This window comes from Streptomyces sp. NPDC107517, assembly GCF_055582645.1.
Genome location: NZ_JBVJPM010000015.1, coordinates 141,217 through 163,353 on the forward strand (window position 1 = coordinate 141,217; position 22,137 = coordinate 163,353).

Consider the following 22,137-nt stretch of genomic DNA (forward strand, 5'->3'; position numbering starts at 1 on the left):
TTCCGGGGCACCGTGGGCCCATGACGGACCCCTCCAAACGCTGCCGCAACTGCGACGACGAGCTTCAGCTCTTCCGCCCGCTCAAGCCCGAGGAACTCAAGTACGTCACTCCCCTGGCCAAGAAGGGCGAGGCCAACAACTTCCGGCGCTGCGCGAACGGCGCGTGCCGGAGGGTCCAGCACCACTTCAAGTACTGGGAGGGCTTCACCCTGCCCGAGACATTCGCCTAGTCGAAAATCGGCCCCTGCGTCCGCGTGCGCTTGATCTCGTAGAAGCCGGGGACCGAGGCGACCAGGAGCGTGCCGTCCCAGAGCTTCGCGGCCTCCTCGCCCTTCGGGGCCGGCGTGACGACCGGGCCGAAGAACGCGATCTGCTCGCCGTCCGCGCCGGGTACGGCGATGACGGGCGTGCCGACGTCCTGGCCGACCTTGTCGATGCCCTCCTTGTGGGAGGCGCGCAGCTCGGGCTCGTACTTCGTGCCGTCCCAGTGGTCGAGGAGGGAGGCGGGCAGGCCGACCTCCTCCAGGGCCGCGGCGACGGCCTCCTTCGTGGGGCCCTCGCCGCCGTTGTGGATGCGCGTGCCGAGCGCGGTGTAGAGGTCGCCGAGGACCTCCGCGCCGTGCTCCTCCTGTGCGGCGATGACGACGCGGACCGGACCCCAGGCCTTCGTCTCCAGGAGCTCGCGGTACTCGTCGGGCAGGTCGTCGAGCTTGTCCTCGTTCAGGACGGCGAGGCTCATCAGGTGCCACCTGACCTTTATGTCGCGGACCTTCTCCACCTCGAGGACCCACCGTGAGGTCATCCACGCCCAGGGGCACAGGGGGTCGAACCAGAAGTCGACGGGGGTCTTCTCGGACATGGCTCTCCTCGTGTAATCCGTGTCGTTCACTCACCCCGGGAACGTCCCGTACGGGCCTGCCATTCCCGGCTGTCAGCCGTCAGGGGCACATGGCAGGATCGGTCCTGTTCGCACCACAAGTGCAGCCAGTCGAGTCACAAGGGAGTGCCGCCCGTGCCCGGAGAGAATCTTTCCCGCGACGAGGCCCGCGAGCGGGCGGGCCTGCTGTCCGTCGACGGGTACGAGATCCAGCTCGATCTGCGGTCCGCGATCGGCGAGACCGAGGACGAAGGTCCCCGGACGTTCCGCTCGGTGACCACGATCCGGTTCCGGGCCACCGAGCCCGGCGCCGCGACCTTCGTGGACCTGATCGCGCCGTCCGTGAACGCGGTGACGCTGAACGGCGAGGACCTCGACACGGCGGCCGTCTTCGACGGGACCCGGATCGCGCTCGACGGCCTGGCCGCCGAGAACGAGCTGGTGGTCGACGCCCAGTGCGCCTACAGCCGCACCGGCGAGGGCATGCACCGCTTCGTCGACCCCGAGGACGGCGAGGTCTACCTCTACACGCAGTACGAGCCCGCCGACTCGCGGCGCGTCCACGCGAACTTCGAGCAGCCCGACCTCAAGGCGCCCTACCGCTTCAGCGTGCAGGCGCCCGAGGGCTGGACGGTCTGGTCGAACGGCTCGGGTGAACTCGTGGACGGCGTCTGGCAGTTCGCCGAGACCAAGCCGATCTCCACGTACATCACGGCCGTCGTCGCGGGCCCGTACCACTATGTGACGGACTCCTACGAGCGGGTCTTCGAGGACGGTACGAAGCTGGAGATCCCGCTCGGCGCGATGTGCCGCAAGGGGCTCGCGAAGCACTTCGACGCGGACGACGTGTTCCTGGTGACGAAGCAGGGGCTCGACTTCTTCCACGACCACTTCGACTACCCGTACCCCTTCGGGAAGTACGACCAGGCGTTCGTGCCGGAGTACAACCTCGGCGCGATGGAGAACCCGGGCTGTGTCACGTTCCGCGAGGAGTTCATCTTCCGCGGCAAGGTGACACAGGCGTCGTACGAGCGGCGCGCGAACGTCATCCTGCACGAGATGGCGCACATGTGGTTCGGCGACCTCGTCACCATGCAGTGGTGGGACGACCTGTGGCTCAAGGAGTCCTTCGCGGACTTCATGGGGACGTTCTCGATGGTCGAGGCGACGCGGTTCGCCAACGGCTGGATCACCTTCGCCAACAACCGCAAGGCGTGGGCGTACCGCGCGGACCAGCTGCCGTCCACGCACCCGGTCACGGCCGACATCCGCGACCTGGAGGACGCCAAGCTCAACTTCGACGGGATCACGTACGCGAAGGGCGCGAGCGTCCTGAAGCAGCTCGTCGCCTATGTCGGGCGCGAGGCGTTCCTCGAAGGCGCGCGGCGCTACTTCAAGCGGAACGCGTACGGGAACACGCAGCTCGGCGATCTGCTGTCCGTGCTTGAAGAGACCAGCGGGCGCGACATGGCCACATGGTCGCGGGCGTGGCTGCAGACGGCGGGCGTCAACTCCCTCACACCGCAGGTGACGTTGAGCGCCGAGGGCCGGATCACCGAGCTGGCCGTGATCCAGGAGGCCGCCGAGTCGCACCCCCAGCTGCGTCCGCACCGTGTGGCGGTGGGCCTGTACCGCCGCTCCGCCGAGGGAGAGCTGACACGGTACGCACGCGCGGAGGTGGACGTCGAAGGACCGCGCACGGCGGTGTCCGGGCTGGCCGGCGAGGAGGCGCCCGAGCTGGTCCTCGTCAACGACGACGACCTCACCTACTGCAAGATCCGCTTCGACGAGAACTCGCTGGCCACCCTGCGCGAGCACCTCGGTGACATCACGAACCCCCTGGCGCGCGCCCTGTGCTGGTCGGCGCTGTGGAGCCTGACGCGGGACGGGCTCATGCCCGCGCGCGACTTCATCGGCCTCGTGCTGCGCTTCGCCGGGCGCGAGAGCGACATCGGCGTCCTCCAGATGCTGCACACCTGGGCGAACTCGGCGGTCACGCACTACGTGGCGCCCGAGTGGCGCGCCGAGGGCAGCCGGCAGCTCGCCGAGGGCGCCCTGCGGGAGCTGCGGTTCGCCGAGCCGGCCAGCCAGAACCAGCTGACGTGGGCGCGGTTCTTCGCCTCCGTCGCGTCCGCCGAGGCCGACCTCCAGCTGCTGCGCGGTCTGCTCGACGGAACCGCGAAGATCGACGGGCTCGATGTCGACCAGGAGCTGCGCTGGCAGTTCGTGCAGGCCCTCGCCTCCACGGGCGCGGCCGACGAGTCGGTGATCGACGCGGAGCTGGCTCGCGACGACACCGCCTCCGGCAAGCGGCACCAGGTGCGCTGCCTCGCGGCGCGCCCGTCCGCGGCGGTGAAGGCGCAGGCCTGGGCGCAGGTCGTCGAGTCGGACGCGCTGTCGAACGCGCTCGTCGAGGCGACGATCGCGGGCTTCCAGCAGCCGGCGCAGCGCGAGCTGACCGCGCCGTACGCGGAGCGGTACTTCGCGGCGATCGAGCGCGTGTGGGCGGAGCGGTCCATCCAGATCGGCATGGACGTGGTGAAGGGCCTCTTCCCCTCGCTCCAGGACTCGCAGGGCACCCTCGACGCGACCGACGCGTGGCTGGCGGCGCACGAGGACGCGGCGCCCGCGCTGCGCCGTCTCGTCCTGGAGGCCCGCGACGACCTGGCCCGCGCCCTGCGCGCACAGGCGTGCGACGCGACGGCCGGGATGTAGCCCCGGCGAGTACAACAGGGGTGCTACGGCCGGGAGTTACCGAACGCGGGTACTTCCGGCCGTAACCCGGCGCCCCGCCTGCCCTTCTCGGCAGTCGAACGCCCGTACTTTAGGGCAGGCTTGTCCCTCTTTGTCGACGGGCGTGTAACAGGGGTTAGGAGCCCGGGCGGCGCCGGGAATGGCCGGGTCATGAACCACGACACCCCGCTGTCCCCCCACCCCCTCCAGCACCTCGACGACTGCCGGCAGCGCGTGCTGAGCGCCGCCCAGCTCAAGGCGCACGGGGTCACCTCCGCGGCCCTGACCGAGCAGTGCAGGCCGGGCGGCCCCTGGCAGCAGCTCCTGCCCGGCGTGTACCTGCTCCACCCCGGACAGGCCACCGCCGACGAGCGGCTGCACGCGGTCCTCCTGTACGCGGGCCGTCCCCAGACCCGTACCGCTGCCGCCGTGCCCACGCAGACCACCCCCGACGAGCCGCACCCCCCGCAGGCCGCGCCCCAGGCCTCGTACGCCAACGCCATGGTCACGGGTCTCGCCGCACTGGCCCTGCACCGCTTCGTGTCCGTTCCGCCGCTGCTCTCCCTCGACCGGATCGACGTCATGGTGCCGCGCACACGGCGGCTGCGCTCGACCGGTCTCGCCCGGCTCGTGCGCAGTCACGGGATGCCGACGCCGCAGCAGATCGCGGGGGTGCCGGTGGCGCCGGTGGCTCGCGCCCTCGCGGACGCCGTCGCCCAGCTCTCGGAAGCCGGGGCGGTGCGCCGCGTGCTCACCGAGGCCGTACGCGGCGGGCACTGCGAACCCGCCGCCGCGGTACGGGAGTTGAACCAGGCCAGGCTCCTCACCCGCCCGCACGTCATCGACGCCGTGGACTCGCTGCTCGCCGAGGGGCGCGCCATCGCCGAGGACCGGATGTACGAGATGGTGCGCGAGTACGGCCTGCCCGACCCGCTGTGGAACGTGGACCTGCGCCTGCCCGGCGGACCGCACCTCGGCGGTGTCGACGCGTACTGGCCCGACCAGGCCGTCGCGGTGGAGCTGGACACTTCCCCAAGCTCTCGGCTTCGCTCGAGCAGGGGAGGCCCCAACGCGCCCCGGCACGGGCTGCGCCCGGAGCTCCAGGAGGAGAGCGACGGCCTGGAGTGGTCCGAGTACGCCCGCAAGCGCGAGCACCTGGAGCGCCTCGGGATCACCGTCGTCCACCTCACGCCGCGCAAGCTGCGTGAGTCCCTCGAACAACAGGCGACGGTCGTACGGACCGCGCTGATGGCGTCGGTGGACCGGGAACCGGCGGCGTACGTGATGGTGCTGCCGCACTGAACACCGCCGGATCCCCGGTCGCCCGGCCGACCGGCCCTGTCGGCTACTCGGGGCAGAACTCGGCCTCGATGACGGCCTGGCTGTCGCCCGTCCAGTCGCCGTTGAAGTTGAACGAGAGGGTGTGGCGGCCGTCGGGCGTGGTCACGGAGTCCGTGTCGGAGCCGTGGATGCCGCCGCTGTGGCCCCACAGCTCCTTGCCGCAGCTGAGCTTCTGCCGCATGAGGGCGAGACCGTAGCCGAGACCTGGCTCGTCCTTCGAGACGGGGACGGTCTTCTTCATCTCGGCGAGCTGTGCGGCGGGCAGCAGCCGGCCGCGCAGGAGCGCCGAGTAGAAGCGGTTCAGGTCCGCAGAGTCGGAGACCATCTCGCCGGCCGACGAGGCGATGCTCGGGTTGAGTTCGGTGACGTCGTACGTCTTCTTGTCCGGGTCGTCGGGGAACTTGCTGTAGGCGCGGCCCGCCGGGCGCGGCACGGTGACGGCGGTGCCGGGCAGGCTGGTGGCGCGCAGGTGGAGGGGCTCGATGATGCGCCGGCGGATCTCGTCGGCGTAGGAGTGTCCGGTGACCTCCTTCACGACCATGCCGGCCAGCACGTAGTTGGTGTTGGAGTAGTTCCAGGACGTGCCGGGAGCGAAGTCGGGCCGGTGCGCCATGGCGACCGACACGAGTTTGCCGGGTGACCAGGTGTCGTAGCGGTGCTTCAGGAAGCCGTCGCGCCCGAAGACGGTCTGCTGGAAGTCCTTGTCCGCCGTGTAGTTGTAGATCCCGCTGGTGTGGTTGAGGAGCTGACGGACGGTGATCTTCCGGCCGTCGTGGCCGTGTCCGGTGACGACGCCGGGCAGCCAGTGGTCGACGGTGTCGTCCAGGCTCAGCCTGCCCTCGGCCTCCAACTGGAGGAGGACCGTCGCGACGAACGTCTTGGTGATGCTGCCGACCCGATAGCGGTCCCGGTCGCCGCGCGGGGTGCCCGTCCGCAGGTCGCCGAGGCCCGAAGTGCCCTTCCAGGTGCCGTACCTGTCCGTCGCCCGCCCCGTCACCCCGGGCACCCCCGCCGCGACGGCGGCGTCCATGGCCCGCTGCGTCGCCCCGTGTCCGCCCTTGGCCGGCGCATCGGCGAGCGCGGGGGTCGCGAGCGCCCCCGCCGTCACCGACACCACTACGGCCACACCCACCAGGCCGGTACGCACTGACATCCCGTGTCTCCTTCGCCGATGTTCTGCAGCTGTGTGCGCTGCGGTCGACCGGGGGGACTCCGGTGTCACGGGCGGGGGTTGAGGAGCATGATCGGGTTGAGCGGGATCAGGCCGTTCTCAGGCCTTGCTTCTCAGGGCTTGCGTCTCAGGGCTTGTGCAGGACGAGTTCCGTGTTGCGGTCGCCGGGCGTGCCGGAGAGGGTGGCGCGGGATCCGGGGGCGTTGAAGGAGAGTTCGCGGTAGAGGGCCGCGAGACCGGTCTGGCTGAGGTCGGTGAAGTCGGTGCGGTGCGGGGCCGCGGACTCGATGAGCGTGGTGAACAGGGAGACCGTGCCGTCGTGGTTGTCGGTGATCTCGATGATGCGGGCCAGCTGCGGGAAGTCGACATGGGACGCGGTCGAGACCTCCCAGAAGGAACGGCCTTCGGGGCCCGCGTGCGGGGTGATGGCGTTCTTGTGGCTGTGGCCGTTGACCCAGGCCAGGACGCTGCGGTGGCGGCCGAGGAGCGCGAGGAGCTCGTCGCCGCCGTGCCGGGCCTCGCCGGGGTGGTGCGGGTCCTGGCGGAGGTTGCGCATGGTCTTGCTGGTGTGGTGGCTGAAGACGAGGACGTGGGAGTCCCCGTTCTTCTCGTTGTCCTTGAGTGTGCGCTCCAGCCAGTTGAGCTGGGCCGTGCCGACGGAGCCCTCGTAGTGGCCGCCGGGGTCCGTCGTGTCGAGGCTGATGCCGAGGATGTCATCCGAGACGCGGAAGGCGTAGTACTGGGTGCCCGCGTCGACGTTGGCCTGCGTGTAGCCGTGGCCGTGCGGGCCCGGGCCCAGGTGCGCCGGGTCGAGGTGGGCCCTGAGGTACTCGGCCGGGGTGAAGGGGGCGCGGGACTCGTCCGGGGTGACCGAACGCATGTGGCGGGACTGGGACTTGAGGAGTTCCTTGAAGCCGTGGCCCTTGGGGTCGCCGCCGTTCTTCACGTTGTCCCAGATCGCCTTGCCCGCGGAGTCCGGCAGCTCCATGAGCTTGCGCCCGCCCACCGCGAATTCGGCGAAGAAGGAGTCGCCGGGCGCGTAGCAGCCGCCGGGCAGCGCGTCGTGGTTGCCGACGGTCGAGTACCAGGGCAGGTTGAGCCCCGGGCTGCGCAGCTCACCGATCGCGGCGTCCAGGAAGCCGCGGATGCGGGGGAAGCCCAGTTGCTTGTCGGCGTCGCGCAGGGCGGCGTCCGGGTGCCAGTACAGCTTGAGGCCGCTGTCCTGCACGCCTTCGTAGCGGCGCGGGTCGCCGGTGTTCGGGGTGATGCGGCCGCCGCTCATCGCCTTCAGGAACCAGTCCAGCTCCGACTTGGCGTTGTTGTCGGTGTTGTCGCCGGTCGTCATGACGAAGTGCAGGGGCGACGCGGTGACGGGCGCCCCGCGCAGCGCGTTGACCCGCTCCACGAGCGAGACCGCCCCGGCGACCGACAGGGACTCCTGGGGGCGCCAGGCGCTGGCGGTCTGCGAGCGCAGGTACTCGTAGCGCAGGGGGTGCTGTACGTCGACCAGGTGGAGGTCGGTGAACTGGACGAACGCGGCGAGCGCGGTGCGGCGGCCCTCACGCCCGGACTTGGCGGACGCGAGGTCGCCGCGGACGACGCGCTGCCAGGCGGGGCCGTCGCCGAGGCGCCGGTAGCCCGCGCCGGCCGGGGCCGCGGCGACGGATCCGAGGGTGGTGCCGCGCGTGTAGGGCGCGAGCGGGGCGGCCGGGGCCCGGCGGGAGACGGCCGCCGGGACGGGTCCCGGCACGGGCGGCGCCGCGGGGCCCGCGGCCGCGCTGCCCGTGCCGGGGCCGAGTGCGTAGCCGATCCCGGCCGTCAGGGAGACGGCTCCGGACGCGGCGAGGAAGGTGCGGCGGTCGAGTGCCGAGGCGATGGAGGCGGCCTTGGCGGCGGTGGCTGAAGCAGCGGTGTCGGCGACAGAGCGTATGCGCGGCATGGCGCGGTCTCCCCGAGTGCTAACGCGTCGGCAGTGGTCGCGGGGCGCTCGCCGTGGCAGAACTACCCGCTCGTACTGGATCGTTGGCATCGGGGATGACCTGCGCGTTAACGCGGCGGCAACGGGCAACGCCGATCACGCCACGTGGATCACCGGCCACCCTGCGCGGTCATGAACGCCTCTTGTGCCGGAGAGGAGCCGGTCACTCCGTGTTCATTTATCGGGGAAGACGTGGCCTGCCGCGGGCCGCTCGCGCCACAGTTCGAGGCCCACGTCGACGAGTTCGACGCGGGCGAGACGGGGCACGTCGTCGAGGGCGTGCCAGGCGGCCATGTCGGTGGAGCCGTTCACCTCGTGGCGCAGTTCGCCGCCGGTGATCCGGCCCTCGTAGACGAGACGCAGGCCGTGGAAGTCGGCGACGGCGCCGAGCTTGCGCGGGTAGCGGCGCAGGACGGAGTGGACGCCGAGGAGGGTGCAGGGTTCGACCGCGTAGCCGGTCTCCTCGTCGAGTTCGCGGATCACGGTGTCGTACGGGTCCTCGCCGTGGTCCATGCCTCCTCCGGGCAGCGTCCAGCGTCTGGTGCCGTCGCCGGCCACCCAGCGGGCGAGCAGCACCCGCCCGTCCCGTACGCAGACTGCGTAGGCCGCGACCCTCAGTTCCCTGTGCACACGGTGACGTTATGCGGTCCACGGCGGGTCGGGGTGGTGAACGTGCGGGTCGATGACGCGGCGGGCGGGACTCCTTGCGGGGCGCGTGTGCCGTGCCTCGCCGCGCACGTTTCCCCGTATGGGGCGCTTTGTCCGCGATGGCGTATGGCGGAAGTACGCCATGACCTGATCACGTCACGGGCAACTCTCCCCAAACAGGCACTACTTAAGTAAAGCTGACCGGTCATCCGGCACCGAATTCCGGACCCTTTCCGATCCTTTACGTACAGGGATGCTGATGACCCCCGATCCCCAGCGCGCACCGATATCCGGAGCGAGACGGGCGGCCCGGCTCGCGGCCGCGGCCGGCCTCGTCGCAGCGCTCACCGCAACCGGGCCGATACCCCTGGCCTACTCCGCGGTCGCGGACACCACTCCGTCGACCGACGCACCCGTCAAGGCGGCCGGTGACAAGCTCGGTTCGTCCGACGCGCAGCTCCTCGACCAGGCCGAGGCGGCCGGCGAGAAGAACGTGACCATGATGGTCGCGACCGCCCCCGGCGCGACCGAGCAGGTCGCGCACCAGCTCGACGCCGTCAAGGGCGGCTCCGTCGGCCGGACCTACGACAAGCTCGGCTACGTCCGCGCCACCGTGCCGACCGCCAAGGCGGACGCCGCGATCAAGGCGGCCGAGAAGCTCTCCTCCGTGCAGGGCATCGACCTGCGCCACGAGATCGAGCTCGACGACCCGACCCCGGCCGGCGACACCGCCAAGGGCTCCAAGGGCGCCGAGGGCTCGTACGCCGCGCCCGGCAGGTCCACCCCGGCGAAGAACCCGTACAACCCGTCCTTCGAGACGGGCGCCGTCGACTTCGTGAAGGACAACCCGAAGGCCGACGGCCGCGGCGTCACGATCGGCATCCTCGACTCCGGTGTGGACCTCGGTCACCCGGCGCTCCAGAAGACCACCACCGGCGAGCGCAAGATCGTCGACTGGGTCACCTCGACCGACCCGATCGTCGACGGCGACGCCACCTGGCGCGCGATGGTCACCAACGTGAGCGGCCCGACGTTCACGTTCGGCGGCCGGACCTTCAAGGCTGCGGCCGGCTCGTACCAGGTCTCCACGTTCAGGGAGTCCGCCACCACCGGCGGCGACGCCAAGGGCGACCTGAACCGCGACGGCGACACCACCGACTCCTGGGCCGTCCTCTACGACGCCAAGGCCGGCACGGTCACCGTCGACCTGAACGACAACGCCGACTTCACCGACGACACCCCGATGAAGCCGTACAAGGACGGCTACCAGATCGGGTACTTCGGCAAGGACAACCCGGCGACGGACGTCGTCGAGCGGATCCCGTTCGTCGTGGAGATCCGCAAGGACGTCCCGATGGACCCGTACGGCGGCGACTGGGTCGGCAAGAAGGCCGACTTCGTCAACATCGGCGTCATCGAGTCCGAGCACGGCACGCACGTCGCGGGCATCACCTCCGCCAACAGCCTGTTCGGCGGGAAGATGAACGGTGCCGCGCCCGGCGCGAAGCTCGTCTCCTCGCGCGCCTGCACCTGGTCCGGCGGCTGCACCAACATCGCGCTCACCGAGGGCATGATCGACCTCGTCACCAAGCGCGGCGTCGACATCGTCAACATGTCGATCGGCGGCCTGCCCGCCCTCAACGACGGCGACAACGCGCGCGCCGCGCTCTACAAGCGCCTCATCGACGAGTCCGGCGTCCAGCTCGTGATCTCCGCGGGCAACTCCGGCCCCGGCGCGAACACCATCGGCGACCCCGGCCTCGCCGACAAGGTCATCTCCGTCGGCGCGTCCATCTCCAAGGAGACCTGGGCGTCCAACTACGGCTCGGGCGTGACGAAGTCGTACGCCATGATGCCGTTCTCGTCGCGCGGCCCGCGTGAGGACGGCGGCTTCACGCCGACGATCACCGCGCCCGGCGCCGCGATCAACTCGACGCAGACCTGGCTGCCGGGCTCCCCGGTCGCCGAGGCGGGCTACAGCCTGCCGGCCGGCTACTCGATGCTCCAGGGCACCTCGATGGCCTCCCCGCAGGCAGCGGGCGCCTCGGCCCTGCTGCTCTCCGCCGCGAAGCAGCAGCACATCGCGCTCACCCCGGCGAAGCTGCGCACGGCGCTCACCTCGACCGCGAAGCACATCAGCGGCGAGCAGGCGTACGCCGAGGGCTCCGGCCTCATCGACATCGTCGACGCGTGGAAGTCCATCAAGCGCGGCGCGGACGCCCACACCTACACGGTGAAGGCCCCGGTCGACACCGCGATCGACTACGCGCTCAGGGACCCGGGCTTCGGCACCGGCATCTACGACCGCGAGGGCGGTCTCAAGGCCGGTCAGAAGAAGACCTACGACGTCACCGTCACGCGCACGTCGGGCCCGGACCGCGCGGTCCGCCACGAGCTGTCCCTCAAGAACAACTCGGGCTCCACGTTCCGCATCCTCGGCGACGACACCGTCTCGCTGCCGCTGAACAAGCCGGTCACCGTCAAGGTGCAGGCCGCGCCGAAGAGCGCCGGTCTGCGCAGCGCCGTCCTGGAGGTGGACGACCCGCGCACCGAGGGCGTCGACCAGCAGATCATGGCGACCGTGGTCGTCGCGACGCCGCTCGCGAAGCCGTCGTACACCTTCTCGGACTCCGGCTCCGTGCAGCGCAACAGCACGAAGTCGTACTTCCTGACGGTCCCCGAGGGCGCGAAGTCCCTCGAGGTCGCGATGAGCGGTCTGAAGGACAAGAGCCAGACCCGCTTCATCTCGATCCACCCGTACGGCGTCCCGGTCGACGACACGTCGACGCCGAGCTGCTACCCGAACTACAACCCGGCCAACGTCTGCCGCCCCGACCTGCGCTCCTACGCGGACCCGCAGGCCGGTGTCTGGGAGATCGAGGTCGAGGCACGCCGTACGTCGCCGCAGCTCGACAACCCGTACAAGCTGGACGTCGCCGTGCTCGGCGCGGCCTTCGACCCGGCCGTGCAGACCGTCCCCGAGGCCAAGGTCGGCACCCCGGCCGCCGTCTCCTGGAAGGTGACGAACCAGTTCGCCGCGCTCGACGGCAAGCTGAAGGGCGGTCCGCTCGGCTCGTCGAAGACGGCGCGTCCCTCCGTCAAGGAGGGTGAGACGCAGACCTCCACGGTCGCCGTCCCCGCGGGCGCCGAGCGTCTGGACGTCGCCATCGGCAACGTCTCCGACAACGCCGCCGACCTGGACCTGACGGTCTACGACCAGGACGGCAACGTGGTCGGCCAGTCCGCCGACGGCGACTCCGAGGAGGCCGTCAGCATCAGCAAGCCGGCCGCCGGCACGTACACGGTCGAGGTCGCGGGCTACTCGGTCCCGTCCGGTTCGACGGAGTACGACTACCGCGACGTGTTCTTCTCCCCGACGCTCGGCCAGGTCAAGGTCGACGAGGCGAAGTCCGTGAAGCTCGGCAACGGTGACACGACCCAGGTCACCGCCGAGGTCGTCGCCGCGGCCGCCGCGCCGGAGGGCCGCGAGTTCTTCGGCGAGGTGCAGCTCCTGAACGGGCGCGGCACGGTCGCCGGGCTCGGCAGCGTGAAGATCGAGAAGGTCACGCCGTAACGGTGACCGGACAACGGCAGGGGCGGGCGTCCGTACGGGCGCCCGCCCCTTGCCGTCCCGTTCGCACGACGCGTCACACGCCCGGGCCGGGGGCCTTCGAGCACTTCAGGCCGCGGGAACCGGGCAGGGCGTTGACGACCGTGTCGCGCAGGGACGCGCGGTCCGCGGCCTTCGTGGCCCAGTTGTCCGGGTACTCCTCGCCCTTGGGAATGCTGATCAGCGTGCGGTCGCCCGGCTTCAGGCGCGGGTCGACGTCGTGATCCATCCGGAAGGTGACCTTCGCCGGTCCCTCGGCGGGCTTGTAGTAGCGGGTCACGGTCAGCGTGATCGTGTCGCGCTGCGCGCCGGGCACGGGCTCGACCCGGACGACGGTGCCCTCGACGATGAGCCGCGAGCACGCCACGAAGCCCTCCGGCGTCATGTCCGCGCCCTCCTCGCCGCCCTTGCCCTTGGCGCCGTCCTTGGCGTCGCTCGCGGACTTGTCGCTCGCGGATTCGCTCACCCCGGCGCCCCCGTCGACCGCGAGCCACGCGAGCCCGCCCAGCATCCCCGCGGCGCACACCGCGGCGAGCGTCTTGAACGCGACGACGAGGGGCCGGGGACGCGGCCGCATCGGAAACGCGGACACGGACCCGAGCGGCTTCACCGGCGCGGACTCGGGAGCCGGACCCGGCCCGGGAGCCGGCACAGGCTCCGGTGCCGGTGGCGACTCCGGCTTCGCCCGCGCGGCCAGCGCGTCCCCGATCCCGCGCACCCGCTCCGCGAGCAGCGCGACGTCGGCCACGGCGGCGGCGTGCGCGGCCACCGTCCCGGGGTCTGCCGCGTCCTCCGCGGTCAGCGGTTCCCCTGTGAGCGCCCGCATCAGCGCCCGGTCCTCGTGCTCCATGTCACACCACCTCCCCTTCGCGCAGCCGCGCCCGCAGCATCCGTACCGCCGTGTGCAGTCTGCTCTTGACCGTGCCCTCGGGGATGCCCAGCTCCTCGGCTATCGCCCGCACCGGGAGATCCGCGTAGAAACGCAGGACGACGACCTGGCGCTGGGTGTCCGGCAGCTCGTCGAGGCCCTGTGCCACGGCCAGCGAGAGGACCCGCGACTCGGCGCCGTCCTCCGCGCGCTGCTCCTGGCGCAGGGAGGCGAGGCGCTCGCCGAGCCGTTCCTGGCGCCGGCGGGCCCGGTGCCAGTCCATCGCGAGGTTCGAGGCGACGACGGCGGCCCAGGCCGACACGTCGCGCGGCGCCTCGTCGCCCCGCGCGGCCCGTTCGAGGAGGCGCAGGCGCACCTGCTGCACGCCGTCCTGAAGGTCGCCGTGCGGCACCCCGCCCAGCGACAGGACGGCCCGTACCCGGTCCTCCTGTGCGGCATCCAGCGGATCGGCCGCCTCCGCGCGGCGCGTTCTTCTGCGCAGCAATGCCCCTCCCCTCCCCCTGGCTCTCCCGCGTTTCCCCTAGGACGCCGGGGCAGCCGGAAACGTTCGCACCGTGAGACAGGGATGAATGTGGCGTCCCGCACCCCGGACAATGGATTGGACAAGGCGGCCGGGGACAGACGCATCATGGAGCGGCACCCCCGCTGTTCTGTTCGTGTACGTACGGAGGAAAACCCTGTGAAGGTCGGAATCGTCGGAGCCACCGGTCAGGTCGGCACGGTCGTGCGCAAGATCCTCGTCGAGCGGGACTTCCCGGTCGACGAGCTGCGCCTGTTCGCCTCGGCCCGCTCGGCCGGGACGGTCATCGACGGTGTGACGGTGGAGGACGCCTCGACGGCCGACTACACGGGCCTCGACATCGTCATCTTCTCCGCGGGCGGCAGCACCTCCAAGGCGCTCGCCGAGAAGGTCGCGGCCCAGGGCGCGGTCGTGATCGACAACTCGTCGGCCTGGCGCAAGGACCCCGAGATCCCCCTGGTCGTCTCCGAGGTCAACCCGCACGCGATCGCGAACCGGCCCAAGGGCATCATCGCCAACCCGAACTGCACGACGATGGCCGCGATGCCGGTCCTGCGTCCGCTGCACGAGGAGGCCGGCCTCGAAGCGCTGGTCGTCGCCACCTACCAGGCGGTCTCCGGCTCCGGCCTCGCGGGCGTCGCCGAGCTGCACGGCCAGGCGCAGAAGGTCGTCGCCGAGGCGGACAAGCTCACGCACGACGGCTCCGCCGTCGAGTTCCCCGAGCCCCAGGTCTACAAGCGCCCCATCGCGTTCAACGTGCTGCCGCTGGCCGGCGCCATCGTCGACGACGGCCTGAACGAGACGGACGAGGAGCAGAAGCTCCGCAACGAGTCCCGCAAGATCCTCGAGATCCCGGGCCTCAAGGTCTCCGGCACCTGCGTGCGCGTCCCGGTCTTCTCGGGCCACTCGCTCCAGATCAACGCCCGCTTCGCCCGTCCGCTCTCCGTCGAGCGCGCCACGGAGCTCCTGTCCGGCGCCCCCGGCGTCGAGCTCTCCGACATCCCGACGCCGCTGCAGGCCGCGGGGCAGGACGCCTCGTACGTGGGCCGCATCCGCGGTGACGAGACCGTGGAGAACGGTCTGTCGCTGTTCGTCTCGAACGACAACCTCCGCAAGGGCGCCGCGCTGAACGCGGTGCAGATCGCGGAGCTGGTGGCGGCCGAGCTCAAGGGCTGACGGCCGCCCCCTTCCGGACGCCCGCCCCTTCCGGACCCCGCGGCGTCCTACGGCTGCGGCCTGCGCACCTCGAACTGGAAGCAGCCGTACTCCAGGGCCCGCACGTGGACGAGCGCCACGTGCGGGTCCTTGAACGCGTCGGCGAACGCCGCGTCGAAACCGGCCGTCGCATCCTGCGGGATCTCCAGGAGGCGCCCGCCGATGATGTGCCCCTCGGCGTCGTAGCGGCGCACGGTGCGCAGCGCGCCGGGCCGGTCGAAGGGGTAGCCGCCGGCCTCCGGCGCCGGCCCTTCGCAGTCGTCGGCGTGGATGAAGACCGGGCCCTGCTCGTCGTACGCGCCCGGATGCGCGCCCGTGGCCTCGCTCCAGCGCCGCAGCGGCGCGTACGAGACGAGCGCGATCCGCTCGCCGGGCTCGACGGAGCGCAGACAGCAGCGCAGCGGGGACCCGACGGCCGCGTCGTCGGTGGCGGTGAACGCGACGCAGGGGCGGCCCGCGTCGTCGGTGTCCCTCAGCTCCTTGAGCGTGGCCGGCGCGATGGGCTGTGCGGTGTACGTGGTCATGTACTCCAGGCTCGTCCCGCGCGCGCGTGTTCACCGGCGGAAAACGGACATCGCGCTCTCCGCTTCCCTCGTGGAAGGATGACCGGAACGTCAAAAACGTAGACCGGATCTAGGAGATGACCGCGTGCCTGGCACCAATCTGACCCGTGAAGAGGCGCAGCAGCGGGCGAAACTGCTCGATGTCGAGTCGTACGAGATCGATCTTGACCTCTCGGGAGCGCAGGAGGGCGGCACCTACCGGTCCGTGACCAGCGTGCGGTTCGAGAGCGCCGAGGCGGGCGCTCACACGTTCATCGATCTGGTCGCCCCGGCGGTCCACGAGGTCGTCCTGAACGGGCATTCGCTCGATGTCGCCGCCGTGTTCCGCGACTCGCGTATCGAGCTCAAGCACCTGGAGGCCGGGCCGAACGAGCTGCGGGTCGTCGCCGACTGCGCGTACACCAACACGGGTGAAGGTCTGCACCGCTTCGTCGACCCCGTCGACCAGCAGGCCTATCTGTACACGCAGTTCGAGGTGCCGGACGCGCGCCGCGTCTTCGCCTCCTTCGAGCAGCCGGACCTCAAGGCGACCTTCCAGTTCACCGTGAAGGCGCCGACGGGCTGGACGGTCATCTCCAACTCCCCGTCCCCGGAGCCGAAGGACGACGTCTGGCACTTCGAGCCGACGCCGCGCATCTCCACGTACATCACGGCCCTCATCGTCGGCCCGTACCACTCGGTGCACTCCTCGTACGAGGGCCCGGGCGGGCAGTCCGTGCCGCTCGGCATCTACTGCCGGCCCTCGCTCGCCGAGTTCCTCGACTCGGACGCGATCTTCGAGGTCACGCGGCAGGGCTTCGACTGGTTCCAGGAGAAGTTCGACTACGCGTACCCATTCGCCAAGTACGACCAGCTCTTCGTGCCGGAGTTCAACGCGGGCGCGATGGAGAACGCGGGCGCGGTCACCATCCGCGACCAGTACGTGTTCCGTTCGAAGGTGACGGACGCGGCGTACGAGGTGCGCGCGGAGACGATCCTGCACGAGCTGGCCCACATGTGGTTCGGCGACCTCGTGACGATGGAGTGGTGGAACGACCTCTGGCTGAACGAGTCGTTCGCCACGTACACGTCGATCGCCTGCCAGGCGTACGCGCCGGACAGCCGCTGGCCGCACTCGTGGACGACGTTCGCCAACTCCATGAAGACCTGGGCGTACCGGCAGGACCAGCTGCCGTCCACGCACCCGATCATGGCCGAGATCCGCGACCTCGACGACGTCCTCGTCAACTTCGACGGCATCACGTACGCCAAGGGCGCCAGCGTCCTCAAGCAGCTCGTCGCGTACGTCGGCATGGACGAGTTCTTCCAGGGCGTGCAGGCGTACTTCAAGCGCCACGCGTACGGGAACACGCGCCTGTCCGACCTGCTCGGCGCGCTGGAGGAGACCAGTGGGCGCGACCTGACCGCGTGGGCGAAGGCCTGGCTCCAGACGGCCGGCATCAACATCCTGCGCCCGCAGATCGAGACGGACGCGAACGGCGTCATCACGTCCTTCGCCATCCGGCAGGAGGCGCCCGCGCTCCCCGCCGGCGCCAAGGGCGAGCCGACGCTGCGCCCGCACCGCATCGCGATCGGCCTCTACGACCTCGACGACGACAGCGGCAAGCTGATGCGCGTGGAGCGCATCGAGCTGGACGTCACGGCCACCGAGCTGACCCAGGTCCCGCAGCTGGCCGGCAAGCGCCGCCCGGACGTGATCCTCCTCAACGACGACGACCTGTCGTACGCGAAGGTCCGTCTGGACGAGGAGTCCCTCGCGTTCGTCACCGAGCACCTCGGCGACTTCGAGTCGTCCCTCCCGCGCGCCCTGTGCTGGGCCTCCGCCTGGGACATGACGCGCGATGCCGAACTGCCCACCAGCGCCTACCTCGAGCTGGTCCTCTCGGGCATCGGCAAGGAGTCCGACATCGGCGTCGTGCAGTCCCTGCACCGACAGGTGAAGCTGGCCATCGACCTGTACGCGGCCCCCGTGGGACGCGACGGGGCGCTGGCGAGCTGGACCGAGGCGACGCTGGCGCACCTGCGGGCGGCGGAGGCGGGCAGCGACCACCAGCTGGCGTGGGCCCGCGCGTTCGCGGCGACGGCCCGCACCCCGGAGCAGCTCGACCTGCTCGAGGCGCTCCTCGAGGGCACGCAGACCGTCGAGGGCCTGGCCGTCGACACGGAGCTGCGCTGGGCGTTCGTGGAGCGGCTCGCCGCGGTCGGCCGCTACGACGAGCCGGAGATCGCGGCGGAGTACGAGCGGGACCGGACCGCGGCGGGCGAGCGCCACGCGGCGACGGCCCGCGCGGCGCGCCCCACCGCCGAGGCGAAGGCGGAGGCCTGGGCGTCGGTCGTCGAGTCCGACAAGCTCCCGAACGCGGTCCAGGAAGCGGTCATCGCCGGCTTCGTCCAGACCGACCAGCGCGACCTTCTCGCCCCGTACACGGAGAAGTACTTCGCCGCGGTGAAGGACGTCTGGGAGTCCCGCTCCCACGAGATGGCCCAGCAGGTCGCGGTCGGCCTGTACCCGGCGATCCAGATCTCCCGGCCCACCCTGGACGCAACGGATTCCTGGCTCACCACAGCCGAACCGAACGCGGCCCTGCGCCGTCTGGTGTCGGAATCGCGGGCGGGCGTGGAGCGTGCGCTCCGGGCGCAGGAGGCTGACGCGTAGTCCGTCACCGCCTGGTCCACGGGGGGCGCTCCGCCACGTGCGGGGCGCCCCTCCCCCTTTGACGCGTTCTCAGGCCAGCGCGCGGGCGATCCCTAGCATCGTCTGCGTGTGCAGGTTCGTCTGCGCCGTCAGCGGCACCCAGCGGGGCTCGTACTGGCGCTCCATGTCCGCGCACCACTCTGCGACCAGGCCGTCGAGCCGGGTCGCGACGGCCGCGTCCGCGGGCGCCGGCCGCTCGCCCAGGGCGCCCCGCAGCATGGCCGCGGCGCGCAGCGGGGCGCGGCGGGCGGAGATGCCGAGGGAGACGGAGTTGCCGACGGTGGCGGCGAGTTCGGCGGCGCCGAGTTCACGCGCGTCGTACGACGTCCAGGTGTCGACGATGCCGGGGGCGACCTCGATGAGTTCCTGGGCGGCGGCGAGGAAGGGCTGCCGCTCTTCGGGCACCCGGGTCGTCCACTCCCCGAGTACCGCTTCGAGCTGCTTGGTCCGGCTCAGCAACAGCTCGCCGAGCCTGGCGAGTTCACGCTCGCGGGTGCCGGCGGTGGGGCGCGCGTCACTCACCGCGGGCACGGCCCAGTACGGCGTCTCGACGACGGCGGAGACCGTCCCGTGCCGCATGGCGTACGTCCAGGTGGCCTCGGACGTGAAACCCGTCGGGTCGCGTTCGTCGGCGGCCCGTGCCCCGGGCAGCAGGAGCACACCGGGGGCGTCGACGTACCAGCCCATGCCGTCGAACGGGCGCAGCTCCAGCGGGATGCGCTGACGGGACGCCACCCCACGGAACACCTCGGCCGCGCCGGGGACCTGGCGCGTCAACTGCAGGAAGGAACCGCCGATCTCGACGCCGTGCAGCGAGAACTGGACGGCGGGGCGCAGCTCGTCGATGAGGCGCACCAGGGCCTGCGACTCGGGCATCGGGGCCCGGTCCTCGCCCCGCACGGGAAGGAATTCGGGCTGGCTGGTGAACGCGGGCCGGTAGAAGTTCCGGAAGTAGCCCTCGACGGAGCGCGGCCGGTGCAGCCAGCGCTCGGCCAGCCGCATCCCGTCCGGGTCGAGACAGAGCAGGAAGTGCCATGCGCAGCCGGTCCGGGCGAGCGCTTCGGGGTCGAGCGCGAAGTACCCGGCGAGGCCGAGCACTGAGGCCCCGCCCGCCGGTTCGTTCGCATGCGCGCCGGCCACGACGAGCACGTCACGTGGCCCGTGCCCCGCGGAAAGCAGCCACAAGGGGCTCCCGCCCCGCGAGACCCCGACGGATCTCAGCCGCAGCAGACGGGGCCTCGCCGCCACCAGCGCACGGGCACGCGCCTCCAGCTCCCCGACAACGGGACACGGACCACGCCACATCACAACCGAACCGTCAGGATCCGGCGGAGTTGCTGTCGCCCGTGGTCTCTTTCTTGTCGAGCGGGCGCATCACGATCTTCTTGGCCATGTCGGCTCCTCTCGGTCAACTTGCCTGCCGGATAAGGGACTTGGTGAACCAGCCGCACCGAAGTGGCGCGTCTTGTCAGGCTCACCCGGACGGGCGAGAGTGTCAAGAACACGTTCCCGGGTGCGGAGGTGGCGGTGTGGCGGACGGCGTCGAGTCCTTGCGGAACCCGCGGGTCAAGCCGGAGCATCGCGCGTACCGGACCGCGGACGGCCATGTGCGCATCGGCAGCGTGATCCACGGCATAGGGGCCGAGATCCTGGACGAGGACGGCTGGGTGTGGTCGCTGGTGCAGGCACTGGACGGCAGCCGCCCGCCCCGGGCCGTGGTGTCCGAGGTGCTGCGGACGCATCCGACGCTGGAGGGCGAGGACGTCCTGCAGGCCATGACCGACCTGTGGGAAGCAGGATTCCTGGACGATGCCGTACCCGCTCCGCCCGACCTGTCCGCCCGCGAGCAGACGCGCTACAGCCGCGGAGTGCCCCTGCTGCGGTGGATGGATCTGGGCCCGCGGACGAGCCCCTGGCAGACGCAGCTCGGGCTGCGCGGGGCCCGGGTCCTGCTCGTCGGCGTCGGCGGTACGGGCGGGTTCGCGGCGCAGGGGCTCGTCGCTTCCGGTGTGGGTCTGCTGCACTGCGTGGACCCCGATGTGGTCGAGCTGTCGAACCTGAACCGCCAGCCCCTGTACCGCGAGCGCGATCTGGGCGAGCCCAAGGTCAAGGCCGCGGTGGAGGACCTACGGGCACTGAACTCGGACGTGACGGTGACCGGCGAACAGCGTGCGGTGGAAAGCCCCGAAGATCTCGCCGCTCTCCTGTCGCCCGGGGACCACGGCTCCCCCGGTTACGACGTGGTGCTGATCGCCGCCGACCAGCCCGCGGACATCCGTCGCTGGGCCAATCGCGTATGTCTGGCGGCCTCGGTGCCGTGGGCCGTCGCCGGCTACCGCGGCCCGTTGGTCACGGTCGGAGTCCATGTGCCGGGCCGGGGCGGGTGCTGGGAGTGCCTGCGTGCGGGCGAGGTGGAGCGGCGTGATCTGCGCCTCGGACCCGGACAGGACGAGTCGGTCGCGTCACCCCGCATGCCGTGGAACCCCGCCGGCGCCGTCACGGCCGGGCTGTCGGGAAGCCTCCTGGTCCACGCCGCGATCGCGCTGATCACCGGTGTCCCGCCGCTGGAGCCCGGATTCCGGTACGGCATCAACCTCATGACCCCGGGCGAGCCGGTGCTGGAGCGCTTCCCGCGCAGGCCCGACTGCACGGCCTGTGCGGACGTTCCGGCCGGAAATCCGCGGCCGTGACCGGCGCACCCGTCCGCGTCCGGCTCCATGAGCTGGCCGCGCGCCCGGACGGTGCGGAGTGGATCGTCGGGCGCATGAGCACGGGACGCTTCGTGGCGCTGCCGGACGACGGCAAACGCTGCCTCGACCTCCTCGGGCAGGGTGTGAGCGTACCGGAGGTCGCGGAGCGGATACGGGCGGAGACCGGCGAGGAGATCGACGTCCCGGACTTCGTGGAGGCCCTGATCGGCCTCGGTTTCGTCGCGGCCGCGGACGGCCGGGACCTGCCGTCGGAGGTCGTGCCCGCCCCGCCCCTCGCGCGCGTTCGGGGCCACCATGTCCGGTGGATGCTGAACCCGTTCGTGCCTGTGCTATTCGCCCTGCTGATCTGCGCGGCGGTCGTCGTCCAGGTGAGCCGGGCTCCCGTGCCGCTCACCTACCGCTCCCTGTTGTGGAGTTCGCACGGGAGCCTGGTCATCGCCATGAGCGCCGGCGTGGGCTGGACACTGCTCCTGCTGCACGAGTGCGCCCATCTGATGGCGGCTCGGGCCACCGGTGTGCCCGGCCGGATGCGCCTGGGCACAAGGCTGCAGTTCCTCGTCGTGCAGACGGACATCAGCGGCATCGAACTCGCGCCCCGACGGCACCGGCTGACCGCCTATCTGGCGGGCATCGCCACCAATGTGACCGTTGCCTCGGCGGGGGTCCTGGTCGCCTCCCTGGTGGATCCGGGCACGACGCTCCACCGGATCCTCTCCGCGGTGACGCTGCTGGCCCTGGTGCCGCTGCCCTTCCAGCTCCTGGTCTTCATACGCACCGACCTGTACTTCGTACTCCAGGACCTCACCCGGTGCCGGGATCTCTTCCGCGACGGGGCCGCGTACGCCCGGTACGCGGCCCGGCGCCTCGTGCGCGTGGCACATCGCACCCTTCCGGCCCCACAGGACCCCAGCCGGGAGCTCCCCGAGCACGAGCGCCGGGCCGTGCGCACGTACAGCGTGGTGCTGATCGTGGGGACAGCTCTGTGCCTTCTGTTCTTCGCGGCGGTCACCCTGCCGGCCGACGTGACCCTCTTCGCCCGGGCGGTCGGCGGCCTGGGACCTGATCACCCATGGACGCGGAACCTCGACGCCGCGGCGGTCCTCGCCGCACTCGGCGGGATGCATCTGCTGTGGCTGCGCACCTGGTGGCGCCGGCGCCGTGCGGCGCCGCGGCGGGGCTGAGTGGA

At 71.2% G+C, this 22,137-nt stretch carries 16 protein-coding genes; 8 read left to right on the forward strand and 8 right to left on the reverse strand.

Annotated elements, in window-relative coordinates:
• The first annotated feature begins 20 nt into the window (after positions 1–20).
• Positions 21–230, forward strand: coding sequence for a hypothetical protein (locus ACZ67T_RS30140; RefSeq protein ID WP_469988138.1), 210 nt, complete (start codon positions 21–23; stop codon positions 228–230).
• Here ACZ67T_RS30140 and ACZ67T_RS30145 read toward each other — a convergent pair.
• The gene (locus ACZ67T_RS30145; RefSeq protein ID WP_469988139.1) at positions 227–859 is read right to left on the reverse strand and encodes a mycothiol-dependent nitroreductase Rv2466c family protein; all 633 of its coding nucleotides are present in this window, start codon (positions 857–859) and stop codon (positions 227–229) included. The genes ACZ67T_RS30140 and ACZ67T_RS30145 overlap by 4 nt on opposite strands.
• A gap of 153 nt (positions 860–1,012) precedes the next feature.
• Here ACZ67T_RS30145 and pepN (ACZ67T_RS30150) point away from each other — a divergent pair, with 153 nt between their 5' ends.
• Positions 1,013–3,592 carry an aminopeptidase N gene (pepN, locus tag ACZ67T_RS30150; RefSeq protein ID WP_469988140.1) on the forward strand — a complete coding sequence of 860 codons (2,580 nt, stop codon included), beginning with the start codon at positions 1,013–1,015 and terminating at the stop codon, positions 3,590–3,592.
• Between the two features lie 189 nt (positions 3,593–3,781).
• Positions 3,782–4,912: a hypothetical protein gene (locus tag ACZ67T_RS30155; protein WP_469988141.1), complete on the forward strand. Its 1,131-nt coding sequence runs from the start codon at positions 3,782–3,784 to the stop codon at positions 4,910–4,912.
• Between the two features lie 43 nt (positions 4,913–4,955).
• Here ACZ67T_RS30155 and ACZ67T_RS30160 read toward each other — a convergent pair whose 3' ends face one another.
• The 3 genes from ACZ67T_RS30160 to ACZ67T_RS30170 form a co-directional block, all read right to left on the reverse strand.
• The gene (locus tag ACZ67T_RS30160; RefSeq protein WP_469988142.1) at positions 4,956–6,104 is read right to left on the reverse strand and encodes a serine hydrolase domain-containing protein; all 1,149 of its coding nucleotides are present in this window, start codon (positions 6,102–6,104) and stop codon (positions 4,956–4,958) included.
• Between the two features lie 145 nt (positions 6,105–6,249).
• Entirely contained in the window at positions 6,250–8,061 is a 1,812-nt protein-coding gene (locus ACZ67T_RS30165) for a TIGR03767 family metallophosphoesterase (protein WP_469988143.1), read from the reverse strand.
• 213 nt (positions 8,062–8,274) lie between these two features.
• On the reverse strand, positions 8,275–8,730 hold the full coding sequence (locus ACZ67T_RS30170) for an NUDIX hydrolase (RefSeq protein ID WP_469988144.1): 456 nt from the start codon (positions 8,728–8,730) through the stop codon (positions 8,275–8,277).
• A gap of 277 nt (positions 8,731–9,007) precedes the next feature.
• On the opposite strand from ACZ67T_RS30170, the gene ACZ67T_RS30175 reads away from it, so the two are divergent.
• Positions 9,008–12,322, forward strand: a complete 3,315-nt coding sequence (locus ACZ67T_RS30175; protein WP_469988145.1) for a S8 family serine peptidase — start codon at positions 9,008–9,010, stop codon at positions 12,320–12,322.
• Positions 12,323–12,395: 73 nt separating this feature from the next.
• On the opposite strand, the gene ACZ67T_RS30180 is transcribed toward ACZ67T_RS30175, so the two are convergent.
• Both ACZ67T_RS30180 and ACZ67T_RS30185 read right to left on the reverse strand, forming a co-directional pair.
• Complete coding sequence (locus ACZ67T_RS30180) at positions 12,396–13,208, reverse strand: hypothetical protein (protein WP_469988146.1); 813 nt, start codon at positions 13,206–13,208, stop codon at positions 12,396–12,398.
• A gap of 1 nt (position 13,209) precedes the next feature.
• The gene (locus tag ACZ67T_RS30185; RefSeq protein WP_100594182.1) at positions 13,210–13,731 is read right to left on the reverse strand and encodes a sigma-70 family RNA polymerase sigma factor; all 522 of its coding nucleotides are present in this window, start codon (positions 13,729–13,731) and stop codon (positions 13,210–13,212) included.
• Positions 13,732–13,926: 195 nt separating this feature from the next.
• On the opposite strand from ACZ67T_RS30185, the gene ACZ67T_RS30190 reads away from it, so the two are divergent.
• Complete coding sequence (locus tag ACZ67T_RS30190; RefSeq protein ID WP_469988147.1) at positions 13,927–14,943, forward strand: aspartate-semialdehyde dehydrogenase; 1,017 nt, start codon at positions 13,927–13,929, stop codon at positions 14,941–14,943.
• Positions 14,944–14,990: 47 nt separating this feature from the next.
• Here the strand turns inward: ACZ67T_RS30190 and ACZ67T_RS30195 are convergent, their stop codons facing one another.
• Positions 14,991–15,506 (reverse strand): DUF1203 domain-containing protein, encoded by a 516-nt coding sequence (locus tag ACZ67T_RS30195; RefSeq protein WP_469988148.1) that lies wholly within the window; start codon positions 15,504–15,506, stop codon positions 14,991–14,993.
• Between the two features lie 124 nt (positions 15,507–15,630).
• Here ACZ67T_RS30195 and pepN (ACZ67T_RS30200) point away from each other — a divergent pair, with 124 nt between their 5' ends.
• A complete protein-coding gene (gene pepN / locus ACZ67T_RS30200) occupies positions 15,631–18,201 on the forward strand; it encodes an aminopeptidase N (protein WP_469988149.1) in 2,571 nt (856 codons plus the stop codon).
• 69 nt (positions 18,202–18,270) lie between these two features.
• Here the strand turns inward: pepN (ACZ67T_RS30200) and ACZ67T_RS30205 are convergent, their stop codons facing one another.
• Positions 18,271–19,545, reverse strand: a complete 1,275-nt coding sequence (locus tag ACZ67T_RS30205) for a M14 family zinc carboxypeptidase (protein ID WP_469988150.1) — start codon at positions 19,543–19,545, stop codon at positions 18,271–18,273.
• Between the two features lie 224 nt (positions 19,546–19,769).
• On the opposite strand from ACZ67T_RS30205, the gene ACZ67T_RS30210 reads away from it, so the two are divergent.
• On the forward strand, positions 19,770–20,930 hold the full coding sequence (locus ACZ67T_RS30210; RefSeq protein WP_469988151.1) for a HesA/MoeB/ThiF family protein: 1,161 nt from the start codon (positions 19,770–19,772) through the stop codon (positions 20,928–20,930).
• On the forward strand, positions 20,927–22,132 hold the full coding sequence (locus ACZ67T_RS30215) for a hypothetical protein (RefSeq protein ID WP_469988152.1): 1,206 nt from the start codon (positions 20,927–20,929) through the stop codon (positions 22,130–22,132). Before ACZ67T_RS30210 ends, ACZ67T_RS30215 begins: the two co-directional genes overlap by 4 nt.
• Positions 22,133–22,137: the final 5 nt, after the last annotated feature.